The sequence below is a fragment of the uncultured Microbacterium sp. genome, from assembly GCF_963521695.1.
Classification (GTDB): Bacteria; Actinomycetota; Actinomycetes; order Actinomycetales; family Microbacteriaceae; genus Microbacterium.
Map to the genome: position 1 here is coordinate 1 of NZ_CAUQWC010000040.1, position 18994 is coordinate 18994.

At 70.0% G+C, this 18994-nt stretch carries 20 protein-coding genes; 6 read left to right on the plus strand and 14 right to left on the minus strand.

What is annotated here, in order from left to right; translation table 11 throughout:
• Positions 1–4: 4 nt before the first annotated feature.
• From RWP81_RS04865 to dapA, 6 genes are all read right to left on the minus strand, one after another.
• Positions 5–532 carry a CinA family protein gene (locus RWP81_RS04865; RefSeq protein WP_399540549.1) on the minus strand — a complete coding sequence of 176 codons (528 nt, stop codon included), beginning with the start codon at positions 530–532 and terminating at the stop codon, positions 5–7.
• Positions 529–1113, minus strand: coding sequence for a CDP-diacylglycerol--glycerol-3-phosphate 3-phosphatidyltransferase (gene pgsA, locus RWP81_RS04870; RefSeq protein ID WP_314452905.1), 585 nt, complete (start codon positions 1111–1113; stop codon positions 529–531). The genes RWP81_RS04865 and pgsA overlap by 4 nt, the downstream gene beginning before the upstream one ends.
• Positions 1113–3842 (minus strand): DNA translocase FtsK, encoded by a 2730-nt coding sequence (locus tag RWP81_RS04875; RefSeq protein ID WP_314452908.1) that lies wholly within the window; start codon positions 3840–3842, stop codon positions 1113–1115. Before RWP81_RS04875 ends, pgsA begins: the two co-directional genes overlap by 1 nt.
• Positions 3843–3892: 50 nt before the next feature.
• Positions 3893–4384 (minus strand): GNAT family N-acetyltransferase, encoded by a 492-nt coding sequence (locus RWP81_RS04880; protein ID WP_055957843.1) that lies wholly within the window; start codon positions 4382–4384, stop codon positions 3893–3895.
• Positions 4385–4544: 160 nt separating this feature from the next.
• Positions 4545–6221, minus strand: a complete 1677-nt coding sequence (locus RWP81_RS04885; RefSeq protein WP_314452915.1) for a ribonuclease J — start codon at positions 6219–6221, stop codon at positions 4545–4547.
• Between the two features lie 77 nt (positions 6222–6298).
• Complete coding sequence (gene dapA / locus RWP81_RS04890) at positions 6299–7276, minus strand: 4-hydroxy-tetrahydrodipicolinate synthase (RefSeq protein ID WP_314452917.1); 978 nt, start codon at positions 7274–7276, stop codon at positions 6299–6301.
• A 94-nt stretch (positions 7277–7370) separates the two neighbouring features.
• Between dapA and RWP81_RS04895 the strand changes: the two genes are divergently transcribed.
• Positions 7371–7907, plus strand: coding sequence for an NUDIX hydrolase (locus RWP81_RS04895; RefSeq protein ID WP_314452918.1), 537 nt, complete (start codon positions 7371–7373; stop codon positions 7905–7907).
• Positions 7908–8100: 193 nt separating this feature from the next.
• Here the strand turns inward: RWP81_RS04895 and RWP81_RS04900 are convergent, their stop codons facing one another.
• Genes RWP81_RS04900 through RWP81_RS04910 form a run of 3 tightly spaced genes read right to left on the minus strand, consistent with a single transcriptional unit; the run spans position 8101 to position 10161 of the window.
• A complete protein-coding gene (locus RWP81_RS04900) occupies positions 8101–8853 on the minus strand; it encodes an SDR family NAD(P)-dependent oxidoreductase (RefSeq protein WP_314452921.1) in 753 nt (250 codons plus the stop codon).
• A 1-nt stretch (position 8854) separates the two neighbouring features.
• Entirely contained in the window at positions 8855–9355 is a 501-nt protein-coding gene (locus RWP81_RS04905; protein ID WP_314452923.1) for a dihydrofolate reductase, read from the minus strand.
• On the minus strand, positions 9352–10161 hold the full coding sequence (locus RWP81_RS04910; protein WP_314452925.1) for a thymidylate synthase: 810 nt from the start codon (positions 10159–10161) through the stop codon (positions 9352–9354). The genes RWP81_RS04905 and RWP81_RS04910 overlap by 4 nt, the downstream gene beginning before the upstream one ends.
• A 177-nt stretch (positions 10162–10338) precedes the next feature.
• On the opposite strand from RWP81_RS04910, the gene RWP81_RS04915 reads away from it, so the two are divergent.
• The 4 genes from RWP81_RS04915 (at position 10339) to RWP81_RS04930 (ending at position 12809) form a co-directional block, all read left to right on the plus strand.
• On the plus strand, positions 10339–10776 hold the full coding sequence (locus RWP81_RS04915) for a thioredoxin family protein (RefSeq protein WP_314452928.1): 438 nt from the start codon (positions 10339–10341) through the stop codon (positions 10774–10776).
• On the plus strand, positions 10769–11338 hold the full coding sequence (locus RWP81_RS04920) for a DUF4395 domain-containing protein (protein WP_314452931.1): 570 nt from the start codon (positions 10769–10771) through the stop codon (positions 11336–11338). Before RWP81_RS04915 ends, RWP81_RS04920 begins: the two co-directional genes overlap by 8 nt.
• Positions 11339–11470: 132 nt before the next feature.
• Positions 11471–11896, plus strand: a complete 426-nt coding sequence (locus RWP81_RS04925; RefSeq protein WP_055957872.1) for an OsmC family peroxiredoxin — start codon at positions 11471–11473, stop codon at positions 11894–11896.
• The gene (locus RWP81_RS04930) at positions 11889–12809 is read left to right on the plus strand and encodes a TIGR01777 family oxidoreductase (RefSeq protein WP_314452935.1); all 921 of its coding nucleotides are present in this window, start codon (positions 11889–11891) and stop codon (positions 12807–12809) included. The genes RWP81_RS04925 and RWP81_RS04930 overlap by 8 nt, the downstream gene beginning before the upstream one ends.
• A 14-nt stretch (positions 12810–12823) precedes the next feature.
• On the opposite strand, the gene RWP81_RS04935 is transcribed toward RWP81_RS04930, so the two are convergent.
• The 5 genes from RWP81_RS04935 to RWP81_RS04955 form a co-directional block, all read right to left on the minus strand.
• A complete protein-coding gene (locus tag RWP81_RS04935) occupies positions 12824–13276 on the minus strand; it encodes a hypothetical protein (RefSeq protein ID WP_314452938.1) in 453 nt (150 codons plus the stop codon).
• On the minus strand, positions 13273–14085 hold the full coding sequence (gene dapB, locus RWP81_RS04940) for a 4-hydroxy-tetrahydrodipicolinate reductase (protein ID WP_314452941.1): 813 nt from the start codon (positions 14083–14085) through the stop codon (positions 13273–13275). Before dapB ends, RWP81_RS04935 begins: the two co-directional genes overlap by 4 nt.
• Before the next feature lie 112 nt (positions 14086–14197).
• Positions 14198–14800, minus strand: a complete 603-nt coding sequence (locus tag RWP81_RS04945) for a histidine phosphatase family protein (protein WP_314452944.1) — start codon at positions 14798–14800, stop codon at positions 14198–14200.
• 79 nt (positions 14801–14879) lie between these two features.
• Positions 14880–15905 carry an aldo/keto reductase gene (locus RWP81_RS04950; RefSeq protein ID WP_314452947.1) on the minus strand — a complete coding sequence of 342 codons (1026 nt, stop codon included), beginning with the start codon at positions 15903–15905 and terminating at the stop codon, positions 14880–14882.
• A gap of 231 nt (positions 15906–16136) precedes the next feature.
• Positions 16137–18434: a polyribonucleotide nucleotidyltransferase gene (locus RWP81_RS04955; RefSeq protein ID WP_314452949.1), complete on the minus strand. Its 2298-nt coding sequence runs from the start codon at positions 18432–18434 to the stop codon at positions 16137–16139.
• A 303-nt stretch (positions 18435–18737) separates the two neighbouring features.
• Between RWP81_RS04955 and RWP81_RS04960 the strand changes: the two genes are divergently transcribed.
• Positions 18738–18994: hypothetical protein (locus tag RWP81_RS04960; RefSeq protein ID WP_314452953.1), on the plus strand; the 257-nt coding region annotated here is incomplete at its 3' end.

Below are 18994 nucleotides of genomic sequence, written 5' to 3' on the forward strand. Positions count from 1 at the left end.
CGCGTCATAGCGCAGCCAACGCGCGACGGATCGCCAGATGGGCGGTCTCGCGGCGGATGCGCTCTCTGTCGCCCGCGATGACGAGCGAGTCGACGCGAGTGCCCAGCGGTGTCGATACGGCGATGTGCACGGTCCCGACGGGCTGGCCGTCCTGCTCGTCGGGGCCCGCGACCCCGGTCGTGGCGATTCCCACGTCAGCGGCGACCCCGTTACGGCCGAGGACGTCCCGAACACCGCGCGCCATCTGTCGGGCGACACGGGGGTGTACGGCACCGTGGGCGTCGAGGAGCGCCTGATCGACGCCCAGCACGCCGTGTTTCAGGTCGGTCGCATACGCGACCACTCCCCCGCGCACCGCTCGCGAGGCCCCCGGGACGTCGACCAGAGACGAGACGACGAGGCCACCGGTGAGCGACTCCGCTACCGCGATCGTCCATCCGAGCTCGCCGAGACGCTCGAGCAGGAGCCCGGCGCTTTCTCGGGGCGTTCGCACGACGGTTTCGTCGAAGTCCTCGGGGACGCCGTCGATCACCGGCTTCCGCGCTTCCGCGCGGCGCGGACCTCGGTCACGATGTAGTCGATACCCGACGCGATCGTGAGGACCACCGCGATCGTCATCGTCACCACGCTCGCCCACCACACGGCGCTCTGCCAGACCGCCGCATCCGACAGGCTCGCCAGCGGCAGAAGCGCGATGGACAGCGCGATGGACTGGAAGACGGTCTTGAGCTTGCCCATCCAGGCAGCCGCCAGCACGTGGTCACTGACGACGATGAATCGGTAGACGGTGATGCCGATCTCGCGCACGAGCACGACGATCGTGACCCACCAATCGAGCTCGCCCAGGATGGAGAGGCCGACGAAGGCGACACCCGTCAGAACCTTGTCGGCGATGGGGTCGAGGAGCTTGCCGAGATCGCTGACGATGTTGTACCGACGCGCGATGTAGCCGTCGACACCGTCTGTGGCGATGGCGACGATGAACAGCACTGCCGCCGCCCACCGCAATCCGCCGCCCGCGCCCCCGTCGGCCAGGAGCATCCACAGGAAGATCGGCGCGCAGAGGATGCGCGCGATCGTGATCGCGTTGGGCAGCTGAGGATGGACGGCCATCAGTCGCGTCCCGTCAGCTGCCAGGCGTCTTCCGAACCCTCGTCATCGTCATCGTTCACGACCGGGAGACCCTCGAACTGCGCCTCGATGGGGTCGTCGCCGTAGCGATCGTCGGAAGACGCGGTCACGGGGGCGGACGGTGTGTCGTCGCCGCGCAGGCGGGCCATCACCGCCGGCAGCTGTTCGTTGGTGACGAGCACATCGCGGGCCTTCGACCCCTCCGAGGGGCCGACGATCTCGCGCGACTCGAGAAGGTCCATCAGACGTCCGGCCTTGGCAAAGCCGACACGGAGCTTGCGCTGCAGCATCGAGGTCGATCCGAACTGGGTCGACACGACGAGCTCGGCGGCGGCGAGGAGCAGCTCGAGATCGTCACCGATGTCGGCGTCGATCTCTTTCTTCTCGGCAGCGGCCTGCACGTCGGAACGGTACTCGGGCCGCGCCTGCTGCGTGACGTGCGCGACGACCTTCTCGATCTCTTGCTCACTCACCCACGCGCCCTGCACGCGGACCGCCTTCGATGCGCCCATCGGAAGGAACAACCCGTCGCCCTGGCCGATCAGCCGGTCGGCGCCCGGCTGGTCGAGGATGACGCGGGAGTCCGTGACGCTCGTCACCGCGAACGCGAGACGCGAGGGCACGTTGGCCTTGATGAGTCCCGTCACGACGTCGACCGACGGTCGCTGCGTCGCCAGGACGAGGTGGATGCCACTGGCCCGGGCGAGCTGCGTGATTCGCACGATCGAGTCTTCGACATCGCGGGGAGCGACCATCATGAGGTCGGCGAGCTCGTCGACGACCACGAGGAGATAGGGGTAAGGCTTGAGCACGCGCTCGCTACCCACCGGCAGCTTCAACTCACCGGCGACGACGGCCCGGTTGAAGTCGTCGATGTGCCGGAAGCCGAACGACGCGAGGTCGTCGTAACGCATGTCCATCTCTTTCACGACCCACTGCAGCGCCTCGGCGGCCTTCTTCGGGTTGGTGATGATGGGCGTGATGAGGTGCGGGACGCCCGCGTACGAGGTCAACTCGACGCGCTTCGGGTCGATGAGCACCATTCGCACGTCGGACGGCTTGGCCCGCATGAGCAGGCTCGTGATCATCGAGTTCACGAAGCTCGACTTGCCGGAACCGGTCGAACCGGCCACCAGCAGGTGGGGCATCTTCGCGAGGTTGGCCACGACGAACCCGCCGCCCACGTCTTTGCCGACGCCGATGGTCATCGGGTGGGTCGAGGTGGTGGCGGCATCCGATCGGAGGATGTCGCCGAGCGTGACGATCTCGCGATCGGCGTTGGGGATCTCTACACCGATCGCGCTCTTACCCGGGATGGGGGCGAGGATGCGCACCTCGTTCGAGGCGACGGCGTAGGCGATGTTGTTCGTCAGGGCGGTGATGCGCTCGACCTTGACACCGTGCCCCACCTCGATCTCGTACTGCGTGACTGTCGGACCACGCGAGAACCCGGTGACGCGCGCGTCGACCTTGAACTGCTGCATCACGCTCTCGATGGCCGCGACGACCGCGTCGTTGGCGGCCGATCGCGCCTTGGGCGGTGTGCCGCTGGCCAGCGCGGTGACGGCCGGGAGGCGGTAGTTGGCCGCCGGCGGCGCACCGGCGTTGTCGCCGCCGAGGCCCGCGATGCCGGGCAGGTCGTCGTCGCCGACACTGTCGTCGACCGGCGAGTCGTCGTGGAGGCCGCGGCCGGATGCGGCCGCCTGGAGGACGCGTGGGTCGAAGATCTCGGTCACCGCATCGGGGGCCGGGGGGCGCGGCGGAGGCGTCACGGACGGCGTCGACACGCGTGGCGCTACCGGCTCGGGAGCGACGACCGCCGACTCGAAGCCGCCCTGCGGCGTCCCCGGGGACAGCAGCGTCGTGAGGTCGTCGGACCGGAGCGCGCCGTCGGCGTCTTCTTCACGCCCGGATCGGTTGCGCCGCCACCACGGGAGCGATTTCTCGGCGGGCGCGTCATCGTCGTCGTCGACGGGGAGCGCCTTGGTGGCCGGATCGGGCCGCTCGGTGCGTTCGACCCCGAACATCCACGCGTACAGGTCGCCCAGACGACGACCGATGCGGTTGGGCGGCGTCTTGGTGAGGATGAGGACGCTCAGCACGGCGAGCAGCGACAGTGCGATGTAGGCGCCCACGTCTTGCAGGACGAGCGCGAGGGGCTCACCGACGATCCACCCGGTGATACCGCCGGCAGGGCTCAGGGCGGGCAGGCCGCCCTGGTTGGGCACGGGACGATCGCCCGCGACGTGCAGGAAGCCGGCGACGGTCACGACGAACAAGCCGAAGCCGATCCCCACCCGCCCGTTGTCATGAACGGAGGCCGGGTGGCGGAAGAGCCAGCCCGCGAGCAGGAGAAGCAGCACCGGGAGTACGAACGCGACGCGACCGACGAGGGCGCCGAAGCTGTAGGCGCTGATGATCGCCGCGGCATCCGTCCCGATGAAGAACCACTCGACGACCGCGCCGATCACGGCGAGCACGACGAGGAAGAACGGGAACCCGTCGCGACGCTGATCGCGTTCGAGGGTCTCGGGGCCGAACGCGCGGAACATGCCGCCGACGCCGTGGGCGACCGCCATCCACGCGCGAACGGCTACCGCGGGCTTCTCGGGCTCGTCGACGTAGCGCTTGGGCGCGGGAGCGGGGGCCTTGGACCGCGCTGACCCCTTCGCGGGGGCGCGGCCGCCGGACGGGGACGAGGTACGAGCCATTCCTCCACGGTAGGCGGCACCTCCGACATTCGCTCGCACCGACGCGGGGTTCAGCCCAGCCGCTTGACCATGGCGTCGCGTCCGATCCCGCGGCGGACGACCGCGAAACCCTCCGACCGGTACAGCGAGACCGCGTAGTTGTCGCGCTCGACGCTGAGGCTGATGCGCGCATACCCCTCGCCGCGGGCGTGGTCGGCGAGCCGCCGCAGCAGGGCGCGGCCGATTCCGTGGGCTCTCCACACCGGCCGTACGCCGATGATCAGTTCGGGGACACCGGTGCCCACCCAGCCGAAACCGGGCTCGTCACGGGGCAGCATGCGGTACCACGCGGCGCCCACCGGCTCACCGCCGGGAGATTCGGCGATGAACCCGGCGTCGCCGGGACGGAGCCAGCCGGCGATGTACCTGCTGTACTCCGGGCTGCTGATGATCTCGTGGCGCGGACGCGCGGCGCCGGCACGCCAATTGGCGGCCTCGACGGCCATGTCGGCCAGGAACACGCCGTCAGACCGGAGCGCCGCGCGGATCGGGAGAGCGGGCATGCCCGCATGATAGCGACAAGCGCCGCTCGCGACAGAACGGCGAGGTCCGCAAGGCAGCCGCACCCTCACCCCACCCGGCGCGCACGGAGCGATCACCGAGGGGGCCACCCGCGCGGGAACGACGAAGCGCCGCGGGCGAACCCGCGGCGCTTCGTGTCGATCAGGCCTCGATGACCATCGGGACGATCATCGGCCGACGACGGAGCGACTGGTTGACCCAGCGACCGATGGTGCGGCGCACGACCTGCTGGAGCGCGTGGTTGTCGCGGACACCCGACTTGGCCGCCTCGGCCAGGGCAGCGGCGATCTTGGGCTTGACGCTGTCGAACACCTTGTCGTCCTCGGCGAACCCGCGGGCGTGGATCTCGGGACCCGAGATGATCTTGCCCGTCGCCGAATCGACGACGACGATCACCGAGATGAAGCCCTCCTCGCCCAGGATGCGGCGGTCCTTGAGGTCGGCATCCGTGATCTCTCCCACCGACGAACCGTCGACGTAGACGAATCCGATGTCGACCTGGCCGACGACGCGCGCGACGCCGTCGCGGAGGTCCACCACGGTGCCGTTCTCGCCGAGGATCGTGTTCTCTTCCGGGATCCCCGTCTCGCGCGCCAGCTTCGCGTTCGCCATGAGGTGGCGGTACTCGCCGTGCACGGGCAGGACGTTCTTGGGCTTGAGGATGTTGTAGCAGTAGAGCAGCTCACCCGCGGCGGCGTGACCCGACACGTGCACCTTGGCGTTGCCCTTGTGCACGACGGTCGCGCCGAGCTTGGTCAGCCCGTCGATCACGCGGTAGATCGCGTTCTCGTTCCCGGGGATCTGGCTGGATGCCAGGATGATCGTGTCGCCCTCGCCCGGTTCGATCGCGTGGTCGAGGTTGGCCATGCGGCTGAGCACCGCCATCGGCTCACCCTGAGACCCGGTCGACATGTAGACGATCTTGTTGTCGGGCAGGTCGCGGGCCTTCTTGTAGTCGATCAGCACGCCGTCGGGCACGTTCAGGTAGCCGAGGTCGGCGGCGATACCCATGTTGCGCACCATGCTGCGCCCGAGCAGCGCCACGCGGCGCCCGTTCGCGTGGGCGGCGTCGAGCACCTGCTGCACACGGTGCACGTGACTCGAGAAGCTCGCCACGACGACGCGGCGCGGCGCGCGCGCGATGACCTGATCGAGCACGGGGCCGATGGCCTTCTCGGCGGGGGTGAAGCCCGGGACATCGGCATTCGTGGAGTCCACCAGGAACAGGTCGACGCCCTCTTCGCCCAGCCGCGCGAACGCGCGGAGGTCGGTGATGCGGCCGTCGAGCGGCAGCTGGTCCATCTTGAAGTCGCCGGTGGCCAGCACGAGGCCCGCGGGGGTTCGGATGGCGACGGCGAGCGCGTCGGGGATGGAGTGGTTGACGGCGACGAACTCGAGGTCGAACGGGCCGACCTGCTCACGCTGACCCTCTTTCACGGTCAGCGTGTAGGGGCGGATCCGGTGCTCTTTCAGCTTCGCCTCGATGAGGGCGAGAGTGAGGCCCGAACCGATGAGGGGGATGTCGGCCTTGAGCTTGAGCAGGTAGGGAACGGCGCCGATGTGGTCTTCGTGACCGTGGGTGAGCACGACGCCGACGATGTCGTCGAGGCGGTGCTTGATGGGCTCGAAGTCGGGCAGGATCAGGTCGACCCCGGGCTGGTGCTCCTCGGGGAACAGCACACCGCAGTCGACGACGAGGAGCTTGCCCTCGTACTCGAACACGGTCATGTTGCGACCGACCTCGCCGAGGCCGCCGAGCGGGATCACGCGCAGGGTGCCGGGAGCGAGGGCGGGGGGATCATAGACGGTCGTGGGCATATTGCCTCCTCGGATGCCACCGCGTGGCATCCCTCTGTGTGGCGTCCCTGGCCGCGGATCGGCGGACGCCGATGTTCTTATCGCGTGGTGCCATGCACCTTCGGCAGGGCGCCGCCGGCGGCCGCATTGCGGTCGGGGCGGAAGTTGGAGAAGTCGGCGCCGGCCACGTCTTTCACGAGGGCCAGCTCGTCTTCGATCACGGCGGCCTCCCACTCTTCGGGACCGACGAGGGGCAGACGCACGCGCGGGCTGCCGATGCGGCCGAGCCCGTGCAGGATGTACTTCGCGGCGACCGTCCCCGGCACGTGCGTCATGACCGCGCGCACGAGCGGCTCGAGTCCCTTGTGGGCGGCGGTGGCGGATGCCAGGTCGCCGGCGTTCACGGCATCGACGATCGTGCGGTACGGAGCCGCGGCGATGTTGGCCGTCACGCCGATGAGGCCCGACGCCCCGATCGAGAGGTGCGGGAGGACGTTGGCGTCATCGCCCGAGAAGTAGATCAGGTCGGTCTGGTTGAGCACCCGGCTGACCTCGCTGAAATCGCCCTTGGCGTCTTTGATCGCGAGGATGTTGGGGTGCTTGGCGAGGCGCAGGATCGTCTCGTACTTGATGGGCACGCCCGTGCGACCGGGGATGTCGTACAGGATGACGGGCAGGTCGGTGGCGTCGGCGACGAGACGGAAGTGCGTCAGGATGCCGGCCTGCGTGGGCTTGTTGTAGTACGGCGTGACGATCATGATGCCGTCGGCGCCGGCCTTCTCGCTGGCCTTGTAGAGCTCGATGGCGTGGGCGGTCTCGTTCGATCCGCCGCCGGTGATGATCTTGGCGCGCCCGGCCGAGACGTCTTTGCCGACCTCGACCAGCCGCAGCTTCTCAGGGTCGGTGAGGGTGGAGGTCTCACCGGTCGTGCCCGTGACGACGATGCCGTCGGCACCGGCGGTGATGACGTCGTCGATGTGCTTCTCTGTGGCGGGCCAATCGACTTCGCCGTCGGCGGTCATCGGGGTGATGAGCGCGACGAGCACCTGACCGAAGGGATTGCCGGAGTGCGTCATACGTCCAGGTTATCGGTTCGGCGGGCGCCTCCCCCGGCGGGGCGCCCGTCTGTGGTGAACAATCCGCGACCACCGAGCGGCCTAGGGTGGCGGCATGGCCTGGACCACCCGCACCACGCGCACCACGTACGAGAACCGCTGGATCCACGTGCGCGAAGACGAGGTGACCGGGCCGCACGGCGACGGCATCTACGGGGTCGTCCGGATGCAGCACCCCGCGGTGTTCGTGATCGCCCTCGACGAGGTGGACCGTGTCTGCTTGGTCGAGCTGGACCGCTACACCACCGGGCTTTCCATCGAGGTTCCGGCGGGCGGCTCCGACGGGGAGGATCCGCTGGTGGCCGCCCGGCGCGAACTGCTCGAGGAGACCGGCGTCACGGCATCCGACTGGCAGTCCCTCGGGCGCATGAACGCCCTGAACGGCATCGCCGACGCCCCCGAATACGTCTTCCTCGCGCGGGGTCTGACGGTGGTGGATGCCGCGATCTCGCAGCGCGAGGAGGGGATCGACGCCGTGCGATGGGTGCCGTTCGCCGACGCACTGCGCCTCATCGCCGACGGGGAGATCACCGACGGTGAGACGATCGCGGCGCTGGCTTTCGCGGGCATCCGGCTGGGGCGATTCCGCTAGACGAGCGGGACGCGGCCGCGGCGCCGTGCCTCGAGGTGGGAGGCCGTGGCGGGGCGTCGCGCCGCGGCGTCGTGGCGGAGCCGTCATGGCGGGGCCGTCGTCACCGTGTCTCGACGCGCGAAGTCGGCGCCCCACGACGCGGCTCAAGCCCGGGCCCTGGCATCGGACATCCGTCGAGGAACGCCGCGGTGGTTCACCGCCCCCGAGCCGCTGCGCGTACGACGGCGCGGTCGGGGAGCAGCCGCGAACCCGCCACGAGGATCTTGTAGCGCCATGACGGCACGCTCACCGCTCGCCCACGTGCGGCCGCACGGAGTCCCTGCCGCACGACGGTCGCCGCGTCGAGCCACAGACCGGGGGCGACTCCCTCGTGACCCGGGGCGAGACCGAGACGCTCGTGGAAGTTCGTGTGCACGAAGCCGGGGCACACCGCGGTGACGGTGACGCCCCGGGGCCGGTAGACCACATTGGCCCACCGGCTGAACGAGATGAGCCAGCCCTTGGCCGCGCCGTAGGTGCCGCGCGGGACGAAGCCCGCGACCGAGGCGACGTTGACGATCCGGCCGCTCCCCCGCGCGAGCATGGGCCCGAGCGCGGCGTGGGTGAGGCGCATGGCCGCCTCGGCGTGCAGGCGGAGGTGCCGCACCTCGTCGTCGATGGGGTTGTCGGCGAACGCGAGGTCGAGACCGAATCCGGCGTTGTTGACGAGCACGTCGACGCCGTCTGCGAGTCGCGCCTCGACCATGCCGCGCGCGTCGTCGTCGAGCAGATCGGCGACGATCACCTCGACCCGCACCCGGTGACGACCGCGCAGGTCGGCGGCGAGCGCCTCGAGCGCGAGGCGGTCGCGGGCGACGATCACGAGGTCGGCCCCACGGGTGGCGAGCTGGCGTGCGAACTCCGCGCCGAGCCCTGAGCTGGCGCCGGTGATCAGCGCGATCGCCACGTCAGCTCCCCGACGGCCGGAGGGTCTCGAAACGGTACCGGATGCCGCTCGTCGACGTGTGCCAGACGTCGGCGGGGTCGCCGGACACGGTGCGCCATCCGTCGAGCGACGGGGCGAAGGTGTCGCCCTCGACGGCGACGTCGAGTCGGGTGAGTTCGATGACGTCGGCGCGGTGGATGGCCTCGGCGTAGAGGCGACCGCCCCCGATGACCCACACCTCGTCACCCGCGGCCAGCGCGAGCGCGTCGTCGAGCGAGGCTGCGCGGTGCGCCCCGTCGACCGCCCCGTCCGCAGATCGGGTGACCACGATGTTGCGGCGACCCGGGAGCGGCCGGAACCGCGGGGGGAGCGACTCCCACGTACGCCGGCCCATGATGACGTCGGACGACCCCGTGACCGCACGGAAGTGCGCCAGGTCTTCGGGCACGTGCCACGGCATCCCCCCGTCGGCGCCGATCACGCCGTCGTGCGCCTGCGCCCAGACGAGCCCGAGCGTGGTCATACCGCGACGGCCGCGCGGATGGCGGGGTGGTGCTGGTAGTTCTCGACGACGATGTCGTCGTAGGCGTAGTCGAAGATCGACTCCGGCGTCCGGGCGAAACGCAGCGTCGGGTACGCGTAGGGCTCGCGGGTGAGTTGCTCGGCCACCTGCTCGCGGTGGTTGTCGTACACGTGGCAATCGCCGCCCGTCCAGACGAATTCACCCGGCTCCAAGCCCGTCTGCTGGGCGACCATGAGGGTGAGAAGCGCGTACGACGCGATGTTGAACGGGACGCCGAGGAACATGTCGGCGCTGCGTTGATACAGCTGGCACGACAGCTTGCCGTCGGCGACGTAGAACTGGAACAGCGCGTGGCAGGGCGCGAGCGCCATGTCGGGAATGTCGGCCGGGTTCCAGGCCGACACGATCAGCCGACGCGAGTCGGGGTCGCGGCGGATCTGCTCGATGACCTGGGTGATCTGGTCGATGGTGCCGCCGTCGGCGGTCGGCCATGAGCGCCACTGCACCCCGTAGACGGGGCCGAGTTCGCCGTCGGCATCCGCCCATTCGTCCCAGATCGAGACGCCGTTCTCCTGCAGCCAGGCGACGTTGGACTCCCCTCGCAGGAACCACAGCAGTTCGTACACGATCGATTTGAGGTGCACGCGCTTCGTGGTGACGAGGGGGAAGCCCTCGGCCAGATCGAAACGGATCTGTCGCCCGAAGACGCTGGTGGTGCCGGTGCCCGTGCGATCGGACTTGTGGACACCGGTCGCGAGCACATCGCGGAGCAGGTCTTCGTACGGGGTCGGGATGTCGGCTGTCACGCGGTTCACGATACCCGCGCACGCGCCGTGAAGAGAGTGCGCGCACGGCACCGGGGATGTACTCCGGCTGGGGAGGAGGGATGCCGGTGCGGCGCCGTCGCGAGGACCCCTCGCGGCCGTCGTCATGCTGCGACTCATCGGCCCCCGGCGCGTCGACGCGCATTAGCGTTGCGTGTCGTGGATCTGACTCTCGCGCTCATCGCGGCCGGGGCGCTCGTCGCCCTGACGGTCGTCGCCGGGCTCGCCCTGCGCCGCCGACAGGGCCGCGCTCGTGCGGTCGATTCGGCCGAGGTCGTGGATCCCCGGCGTCTCGGCGCCGACGGACTCGGCGAGAAGGCGACGCTGGTGCAGTTCAGCACCGAGATGTGCTCGCGCTGCCCGGGTGTGCATCGCATGCTGTCCGAGGTCGCCGACGCGCGCGCCGGCGTCCGCCACCTCGACGTGGACCTCACGCATCGTCCCGACCTCGCGCAACACTTCCGCGTCCTGCAGACACCGACCACCCTCGTCCTCGACCGACGCGGGGCGATCCGCACGCGGTTCGGCGGACCCCCCGGCCGCGCCGTCATCGATCTGGAGCTCGACCGACTGCTGAAGGAGAACACCCATGCCTGACGTCTCGCGCATCGATGCCCGCGGCCCGCGCTTCGCGGCATCCATCACCGCGGTCCTGCTGCTGGTCGCGACGGTGCTCAGCCTCGTCGGCATCTCGACACGCGCCACCGAAGGTTTCTTCGCCTACCAACCTCTGTCGGACGAGTCCTTCGCCCCCTCGGTCTGGGCCGTGCAGCAAGCGTCCCTCGGCGCCCGCGTCGCCGACCCCGGCTTCCTCCTGCTCCTCGTCGTCGCCCTGCTGTTCATCTGGGGCGTCGCCGCGCCCCGCACCGCGCCCTGGGGCGTTCTTTACCGCCGGGTGATCCAGCCGCGCTTGTCACCGCCGACCGAGTTCGAAGACCCGCGTCCTCCGCGCTTCGCGCAGGGCGTCGGCCTGTTCGTGACCGCGGTCGGCCTGCTGCTGCACCTGGCCGGGGTTCCCTGGGCGCTGCCGATCGCCGCCGCAATGGCCTTCGTCGCCGCCTTCCTCAACGCGGTGTTCGGCCTGTGCCTCGGATGCCAGCTCTACCTGCTCCTGCAGCGCACCGGACTCGTGGGGCGGCGCGGTTCGGCCCTCGCCTAGCGGGGGCGCATGAGGGGCTGTCAAGACCCGGGCGGCGCCGCGCGCGCTCACTAGGCTGGCCGCGTCACGGTCGCCCAGACCGTGCGCACGCGCCGCGGTCACCCCGGCCGCGCAGACATCACGGAGGTTCCCATGGCCGTCACGAGCGAAGCAGCCACCGCCTGGAAGGGCAGCCTGTTCGAGGGATCGGGCGAAGTCACTTTCACCTCGTCGGGCATCGGCTCGTTCGACGTGAACTGGAAAGCCCGTAGCGAAGGCTCGAGCTCGGTCACGACGCCCGAAGAACTGCTCGCCGGCGCGCACTCCGCGTGCTTCAGCATGGCGCTGTCCAACGCCCTCGCCGACAACGGCACGCCGCCGGAATCCGTCGACACGACCGCGTCCGTGACCTTCAAGCCCGGCACCGGCATCACCGGCAGCCACCTCAACGTCAACGCGGTCGTCCCCGGCCTCGACGACGAGACGTTCCAGAAGATCGCCGCCGACGCCAAGGCCAACTGCCCGGTCTCGCAGGCGCTCTCGGGCATCGACATCACCCTCGAGGCGACGCTTGCCTGAGACCCCCGCCCGACGCGTCGTCATCGCCGGCGCGTCGGGCCTCATCGGCTCCGCCCTCATCGACTCGCTGCGCGGCGACGGCGTCGAGGTCAGTTCTCTGGTGCGCCACGCTCCCGAGAGCCCCCATGAAGTTCAGTGGCTACAGGATGCCACGCCGTTGGATCCCGACGTGATCGCGGGCGCCGACGCGGTGGTGTGTCTGAACGGCGCGTCGATCGGACGCTTCCCGTGGACCCCGTCGTACAAGAGCACCCTGCTGTGGTCGCGCATCACGCCCACGCGCACCCTGGCCGCCGCCGTCCGTGAGCTCGGCGACGACGCTCCCGCGCTCGTCAACGCGAGCGCGACGGGCTTCTACGGCTCTCAGCCCGGTGCGGTCCTCACCGAGACCTCCCCGCGCGGTGACGGATTCCTCGTCGACATCTGCATCGACTGGGAAGAGGCGGCGCGTGCGGCGGGCGATCGCGCCCGTGTCGCCCTGTTGCGCACCGCTCCCGTCGTGCATGAGCGGGGTGTGCTCAAGCCCCTCCTGCTCCTGACCAAGCTGGGCGTCTCGGGTCCGATCGGACGAGGAACCCAGGTGTGGCCGTGGATCACCCTCGACGACGAGGTGCGGGCCATCCGCCACGTCATCGACTCAGACCTGTCCGGGCCCGTGAACCTGACCGGTCCCACGCGGGCGACGGCGAACGACCTGGGCTTCGCGCTCGCGCAGCGTATGAACCGTCCGTACCTTCTGCGGGCACCCGTGTGGGGGGTCAAGCTCGCCCTCGGGAAGGATGCGACCGAGGCTCTGCTGACCTCGGATGCCGATGTGCGTCCGGCGGCACTGGAGGAGAGCGGCTTCACCTTCACGCACCGTACGGTCGAGGAGGCTGTCGCGTCCGCCGTCCCCGCCCACGACGCCGCCTGAGGGCGCCCCACCCGTCAGCCCGTCTGGCGCTCCGCGCTCTCGAGCCGGATCGCCGTGCGCACCGCCGACCGTGCGCGCCGACGATCGCCCGCCGCGTCGTAGGCCAGCGCCAGGCGGTAACGTGCGCGCCAGTCGTCGGGGTTCTCCTCGACATCGGCGCGATACCGCGGGAACAGCGCGTCGCCGTCTTCACGTTCGATGCGCCCGCTCGGTCGCACCGGCAGGTCTTCGTCGGGAAGGCCCCCCTCGGCATCCAATCGCTCGCCGAGCCGCTGGGCTCGGACGCCGAACCACAATTCGCGGCCGATCGCCCACAGCGCCAGGAGCGGCAGCACGAACAGCGCAACACCCATGGCGATGGCGACGGGCTCGCCGCTGGTGACCAGGATGAGGGCACGTTGCCCCGCCAGCGCGACGTAGAGCAGAAGCAGCACCGTCATCAGGGCGACGGCGACGCGGACCCTCATGCGCTGGTGGCGCCGGCGACCTGGCCCGACACGTCTCCGTCGGCGACGGGTGCCTCCGGCGTCTCAGGACGCGTGCGCACCCCGATGTCGATGAAACTGTCGAGGCCGATCACGACGCCTCGAGCCTCGCGGGCGGCCGCCAGGGCGATACGGATGCCGGGAGCGTACGCCGTGGCGGGGTCGACGGTGTCGTGGACGAGGGTCAGCGACTCCCCCGCACCGGAGAGGATCGTCTCTTGTCGCGCGACCACACCCGGGCGCCGCAGCGAGTGGATGGGCACGGATGCCACGCGCTGGCCCCGCGCGCGCTGGTCGACGTGCGGTGACTCGACGGGCCCCACATCGGCGCGGGCCGCGGCGATCAGCTCGGCCGTGCGGACGGCCGTTCCGCTCGGTGAATCCACCTTGGTCTCGCGGTGCGCCTCGATGATCTCGATCGAGGGGAAGAACGGTGCCGCAGCCGCCGCGAGGGCGCTGCCGATGACGGAACCGAGCGAGAAGTTGGGGATGAACACCGCACCGGTACCGCTCGCTTCGACCAGGGGCCGCACGAGCGCGATCCGCTCGTTGGACCAGCCCGACGTACCGACGAGCACGTTGATCCCGCGTTCGATCGCGGCACGCACGACGTCGATGGAGACGGCGGGAGTGGAGGCATCGACGACGAGATCGGCCCCGGCGAGCTCGGCGAGGTCGGACCGCGAGCCCAGCACCGCGACGACGTCGTACCCCTCTTCGCCCTCGATGACCTCGCGGATCACCCCGCCCAGCTTGCCGGTTCCGCCCACGATGGCCACGCGTGTCGTCATGCGTTCCAGCCTAAGCGGCGCCGCGGGCGGTGGCCGGGCTCTGTCCACAGACGCGCCGCGGACACCGCGCCCGGCCACCGCTCGGTGTCCGACACGGGCGGGCCGCCGCGTCTCAGACCGGCAGAGGGTCGACCAGCCCCGTGCGCAGTTCGACCGGCAGGTGTGCGAGGTCGTTGTGCGAGAGCAGCGTCCAGGGGCGACCCTTCTTCTGCGCGATGACGGTGAGACCGCAGTATGCCTGGTTGATCGTCATCCATCGCCAGTCGGGCGCCTGCAGCACCTCGCGCACGAACCACGAGATCACGAAGTTGTGGGTGATCAGGAGCTCGTGCACCTCTCCGGCCTTGCGAGCGAGGAACTCCGCCGTCGCGTCGGCCATCTGGGCACGACCGGCATCGACCTCGGCCTCGGTGACCGATCCGAAGAACGGCTCATAGGCGGCGGGCGTCTCGGGGGTCATACCCGTGGGCACGCAGTCGAACAGCAGCGCCGAGGACACCGGCGAGACCGCCGGCAACCGATCGGCCACGGCACCCGCCGTCTGCGCCGCGCGCTCCAGGGGCGAGTGCCACACCGCGTCGAGGGGAAGACCCGAGAGGCGGTCGGCGAGCAGGGCGGCCTGACGGTGACCCCGCGGAGAGAGGGGGCCGTCGGTGAGCCCGTGCTCGGCATCCTGGTGCTCGCCATGGCGCACCAGGTAGATGTAATGCGTCACGTGAAGCCCACCCCGTTGTCGATCTGCCGTCCCCCGGCCGGTCCCACCAGCCTACGTCACGCCCCCGAAGAGGAGACCGTCACTCGGCGGCGCGCGCGATATCCGACAGCTGAGCCCGACTCAGTCGCACGCCGACGGCGCGCATGCACTCCACGACATGGCGCGGCGCGAAGGCGTTGACGATCGGCGCCGTGACGATCTTCTGCGCGAGGAGCCAGGCCACCGCCACGGCGGCATCCGGGAGTCCCAGTTCCATCCCGACGGCGTCGAGCGCCCGGAGCACCCGCGATCCCCGGCGGTTCAGGTTCGCCGCGACCTGGGTGCCGCGCACCGACTTCGGCGACTGGCCGCGCGTGCGCGTCTCGCCCGCCAGGAAGCCGTGGGCGAGGGGGTGGGACGGGGTGACGGCCATGTTCTGCGCCGAGGCGATCAACCGCACGTCGCCGTCGAACTCCGTCCGGTGCAGCACGTTGTACGGCACGTCGAGCACCGTGATGCGCGGGTAACCCGCGGATGACAGGATGCGCGCCTCAACGAGCTGCGCCGCGGTGTAGCCGTGGGCACCGATCGCGCGGACCTTGCCCGATTCCACCAGCCACTCGCTGGTGGCGAGCGTGTCTTCGAGCAGCCCCCTGCCGCCACGTGCGGCGTCGAGCGAGAGCACGTCGATGCGATCAGTGCCGAGACGGGTGAGTGAGGCTTCGACCGCGCGCACGAGGTTGACCGAGTCGAGGCCGGGATGATCGGGGTGGCCCCCGACGCGCACGGCCAGCACCGCGTCGTCGCGCATCCGGCGCGTGCGCAGCCACTCGCCGATGATGAACTCGCTGCGCCCCGCCGCGTAGCTGTCGGCCGTGTGCAGGGCGTTCCCGCCGAGCTCGGCGTAGGCGTCGAGGATCTCATGACTCTCGCGGGCGTCGACGTTCCAGCCGAACTCGCCGCCGCCGAGGAACAGCGGGAAGACCGAGAACCCTGTCTCACCGAGCGGCACCCGCACGTGCGAACCGAGACCCGGCCCCTGAAGCGTGACGGGCGCGGAGGGGTGAGGGGCACGATCGCGGCGCAGGCGCGGCGTCGCCGTCTCTCCGACGCCCGAGCCGCTCATGGGGTCCTCCCGCGTCAGGCGACGGTACGGCCGACGCCGTATCAGCACGCCCCCCGACGTACTTCGAGATTAGGCGCTCACCCGAAAGGGACCCGCCTTTCGCCCGGTCCGCCGATAAACATTGCGTAACGCTTGCGCGCGGCGCCGTCACACTATTCCCATCCGTCTCACCCGTCACACGACGGATGCCCGCCCCGCACGAGGCGGGACGGGCATCTGAACAAGTGAGGATCAGCCTTCGGCGGGAGCCTCGGGGCCCTCGCTCGCGGCGGCCGAGCTCTGCGTGTCGGCGGGCTCAGGGGTGGTGGCCTCCTCGTCGACGACGGGCTCGAGCGACAGCTTGCCGCGGTCGTCGATCTTCGTGATACGCACGAGGATCTTGCGACCGACCGAGAGCACGTCTTCGACGTTCTCGACGCGCTTGCCGCCGGCGAGCTTGCGGACCTCGCTGACGTGCAGCAGGCCGTCCTTGCCGGGCAGCAGCGAGACGAACGCTCCGAAGGTCGCGATCTTCACGACGGTTCCGAGGAACTGCTCGCCCACCTCGGGGTTGGTCGGGTTGGCGATCGCGTTCACCTGCGCACGGGCGGCCTCGGCCGAGGGGCCGTCGGTCGCGCCGATGTACACGGTGCCGTCGTCTTCGATCGAGATCTGGGCGCCGGTCTCGTCCTGGATGGAGTTGATCGTCTTGCCCTTGGGTCCGATGAGCTCGCCGATCTTGTCGACCGGGATCTGCACGCTGATGACGCGGGGCGCGGTGGGCGCCATCTCGTCGGGCGCGTCGATCGCGGCGTTCAGGACGTTGAGGATCGTCAGACGCGCCTCTTTCGCCTGGGTGAGGGCGGCGGCCAGGACCGACGACGGGATGCCGTCGAGCTTGGTGTCGAGCTGGATCGCCGTGATGAACTCCGACGTACCCGCGACCTTGAAGTCCATGTCGCCGAGGGCGTCTTCGGCGCCGAGGATGTCGGTCAGCGCGGCATAGCGCGTCTGGCCGTCGACCTCGTCGGTGACCAGGCCCATCGCGATACCGGCGACGGGGGCGCGCAGCGGCACACCCGCGTTCAGCAGCGACAGGGTCGAGGCGCAGACCGAGCCCATCGATGTCGAGCCGTTGGAGCCGAGGGCCTCGGACACCTGACGGATCGCGTAGGGGAACTCCTCGCGGCTGGGCAGCACCGGCACGAGCGCGCGCTCGGCGAGGAAGCCGTGGCCGATCTCGCGACGCTTCGGGCTGCCGACACGGCCGGTCTCACCGGTCGAATACGGCGGGAAGTTGTAGTGGTGCAGGTAGCGCTTGCTCGTGATGGGCGAGAGCGAATCGATCTGCTGCTCCATCTTGAGCATGTTCAGCGTGGTGACGCCCAGGATCTGGGTCTCGCCGCGCTGGAAGATCGCCGAACCGTGAACGCGCGGGATGACCTGCACCTCGGCGTCGAGCGGACGGATGTCGGCGAGCCCGCGGCCGTCCATGCGAACGCCCTCGGCGAGGATGCGACCGCGGACGATCGTCTTGGTGACCGACTTGTAGGCGGCGTTGAACTCCAGCGTCGCGACCGCGGGCAGCTCGCCCGACTCGACGGCGGAGAGCAGCTGCTCCTTGACCGAGGTCTTGACCTCGTCGTCGGCGTTCTGACGCTCCTGCTTGTCGGCGATCTGGTACACGGGCACCAGACGGTCGTAGGCGCGACCGGCGACGAAGTCGTACGTCTGCTGGCTGTACGCCGGGAAGACGGGGAACGACTGGATCTCCTTGGCCGCGGTGCGGGCGACCTCGTTCTGCGCGTCGACGAGCTGACGCAGGAAGGGCTTCGCAGCCTCGAGACCCTCGGCGACGACCTGCTCGTTCGGCTTGGTCGCACCGCCCTTGATCATGTTCCAGCTGCCCTCGGTGGCTTCGGCCTCCACCATCATGATGGCGACGTCGCCGTCGTCGAGCACGCGGCCCGCGACGATCAGGTCGAAGACGGCGTCTTCGAGCTGGGTGACGGTGGGGAACGCGACCCACTGGTCGGCGTTCTCGCCGTGACCGGGGATGAGCGCGAGGCGCACACCCGCGATGGGGCCGGAGAAGGGCAGACCCGAGATCTGGGTCGACAGCGACGCCGCGTTGATCGCGAGGGCGTCGTAGAACTCGCCGGGGGCGATCGACAGCACGGTGACGACGATCTGCACCTCGTTGCGGAGGCCGTCGACGAACGACGGACGCAGCGGGCGGTCGATGAGACGGCACACGAGGATGGCCTCGGTGGAGGGACGACCCTCGCGGCGGAAGAACGAACCGGGGATCTTGCCGGCGGCGTACGAGCGCTCCTCGACGTCGACGGTCAGCGGGAAGAAGTCGAAGCCTTCACGCGGGTGCTTGCCGGCGCTGGTGGCCGACAGGAGCATCGTTTCTTCGTCGAGGTAGGCGGCGACGGCGCCCTGCGCCTGCTGGGCGAGGCGGCCGGTCTCGAAACGGATGGTGCGGGTGCCGAAACGGCCGTTGTCGAGAACGGCTTCAGCGGCGGTGATTTCTGGACCTTCCAAGAGGTCCCTCCTTCTTTGTTTAGGCTCGCCGCCCCGTGTGGGCGGCGAGCTGACATGCGAAGGAGCAGGAACAGGCAGAAAGGGCGCGCCGACGTGTCGACCCGGAAATCCCGGCGACTGGCCACCAGTAGACGACCACCCGGCAAACGACGGGGAGTCCACCACAGGGGACCAGCGTCTGCCGGCCTGCTCCGTGAGCTCATATGAAATTGAGCGGATGCCAAGACGGCATTCGTGTCCACCCTACCAGCGACCGCACTCCGGAGCTGGGCGCGGGGGGTCCGCGTGCTCTACCGTGACCTCATGGGTCCCATCCGTCGCAGAGGTCACACGCTCCTCGCGTGCGCCGTGCTGGCGGGCGCCCTCCTCATCGCCCCGGCGAGCGCGTCAGCGCTGTCAGCGCGGACGACACCCCCGCTCACGGCCGTCGACGAAACAGCCGTCGCCCAGGTGAAGCAGCAACTGGATGCCGCGGAGGCCACGGCCGTGCAGGCCTCGCGACGCGCCCTCGACGCGTCGACCGCGGCGGAGCGCACGCGGGCCCTGGCCGACTCGACGGC

Excerpts from the sequence above, each read along its gene's own strand:
- RWP81_RS04950 (WP_314452947.1), bottom strand. The coding sequence starts at position 15,905 with ATGAGCGGCTCGGGCGTCGGAGAGACGGCGACGCCGCGCCTGCGCCGC.
- RWP81_RS04935 (WP_314452938.1), bottom strand. The coding sequence starts at position 13,276 with ATGAGGGTCCGCGTCGCCGTCGCCCTGATGACGGTGCTGCTTCTGCTC.
- RWP81_RS04920 (WP_314452931.1), top strand. The coding sequence starts at position 10,769 with ATGCCTGACGTCTCGCGCATCGATGCCCGCGGCCCGCGCTTCGCGGCA.
- RWP81_RS04895 (WP_314452918.1), top strand. The coding sequence starts at position 7,371 with ATGGCCTGGACCACCCGCACCACGCGCACCACGTACGAGAACCGCTGG.
- dapB (WP_314452941.1), bottom strand. The coding sequence starts at position 14,085 with ATGACGACACGCGTGGCCATCGTGGGCGGAACCGGCAAGCTGGGCGGG.
- RWP81_RS04905 (WP_314452923.1), bottom strand. The coding sequence starts at position 9,355 with ATGACCACGCTCGGGCTCGTCTGGGCGCAGGCGCACGACGGCGTGATC.
- RWP81_RS04885 (WP_314452915.1), bottom strand. The coding sequence starts at position 6,221 with ATGCCCACGACCGTCTATGATCCCCCCGCCCTCGCTCCCGGCACCCTG.
- RWP81_RS04880 (WP_055957843.1), bottom strand. The coding sequence starts at position 4,384 with ATGCCCGCTCTCCCGATCCGCGCGGCGCTCCGGTCTGACGGCGTGTTC.
- dapA (WP_314452917.1), bottom strand. The coding sequence starts at position 7,276 with ATGACGCACTCCGGCAATCCCTTCGGTCAGGTGCTCGTCGCGCTCATC.
- pgsA (WP_314452905.1), bottom strand. The coding sequence starts at position 1,113 with ATGGCCGTCCATCCTCAGCTGCCCAACGCGATCACGATCGCGCGCATC.
- RWP81_RS04875 (WP_314452908.1), bottom strand. The coding sequence starts at position 3,842 with ATGGCTCGTACCTCGTCCCCGTCCGGCGGCCGCGCCCCCGCGAAGGGG.
- RWP81_RS04925 (WP_055957872.1), top strand. The coding sequence starts at position 11,471 with ATGGCCGTCACGAGCGAAGCAGCCACCGCCTGGAAGGGCAGCCTGTTC.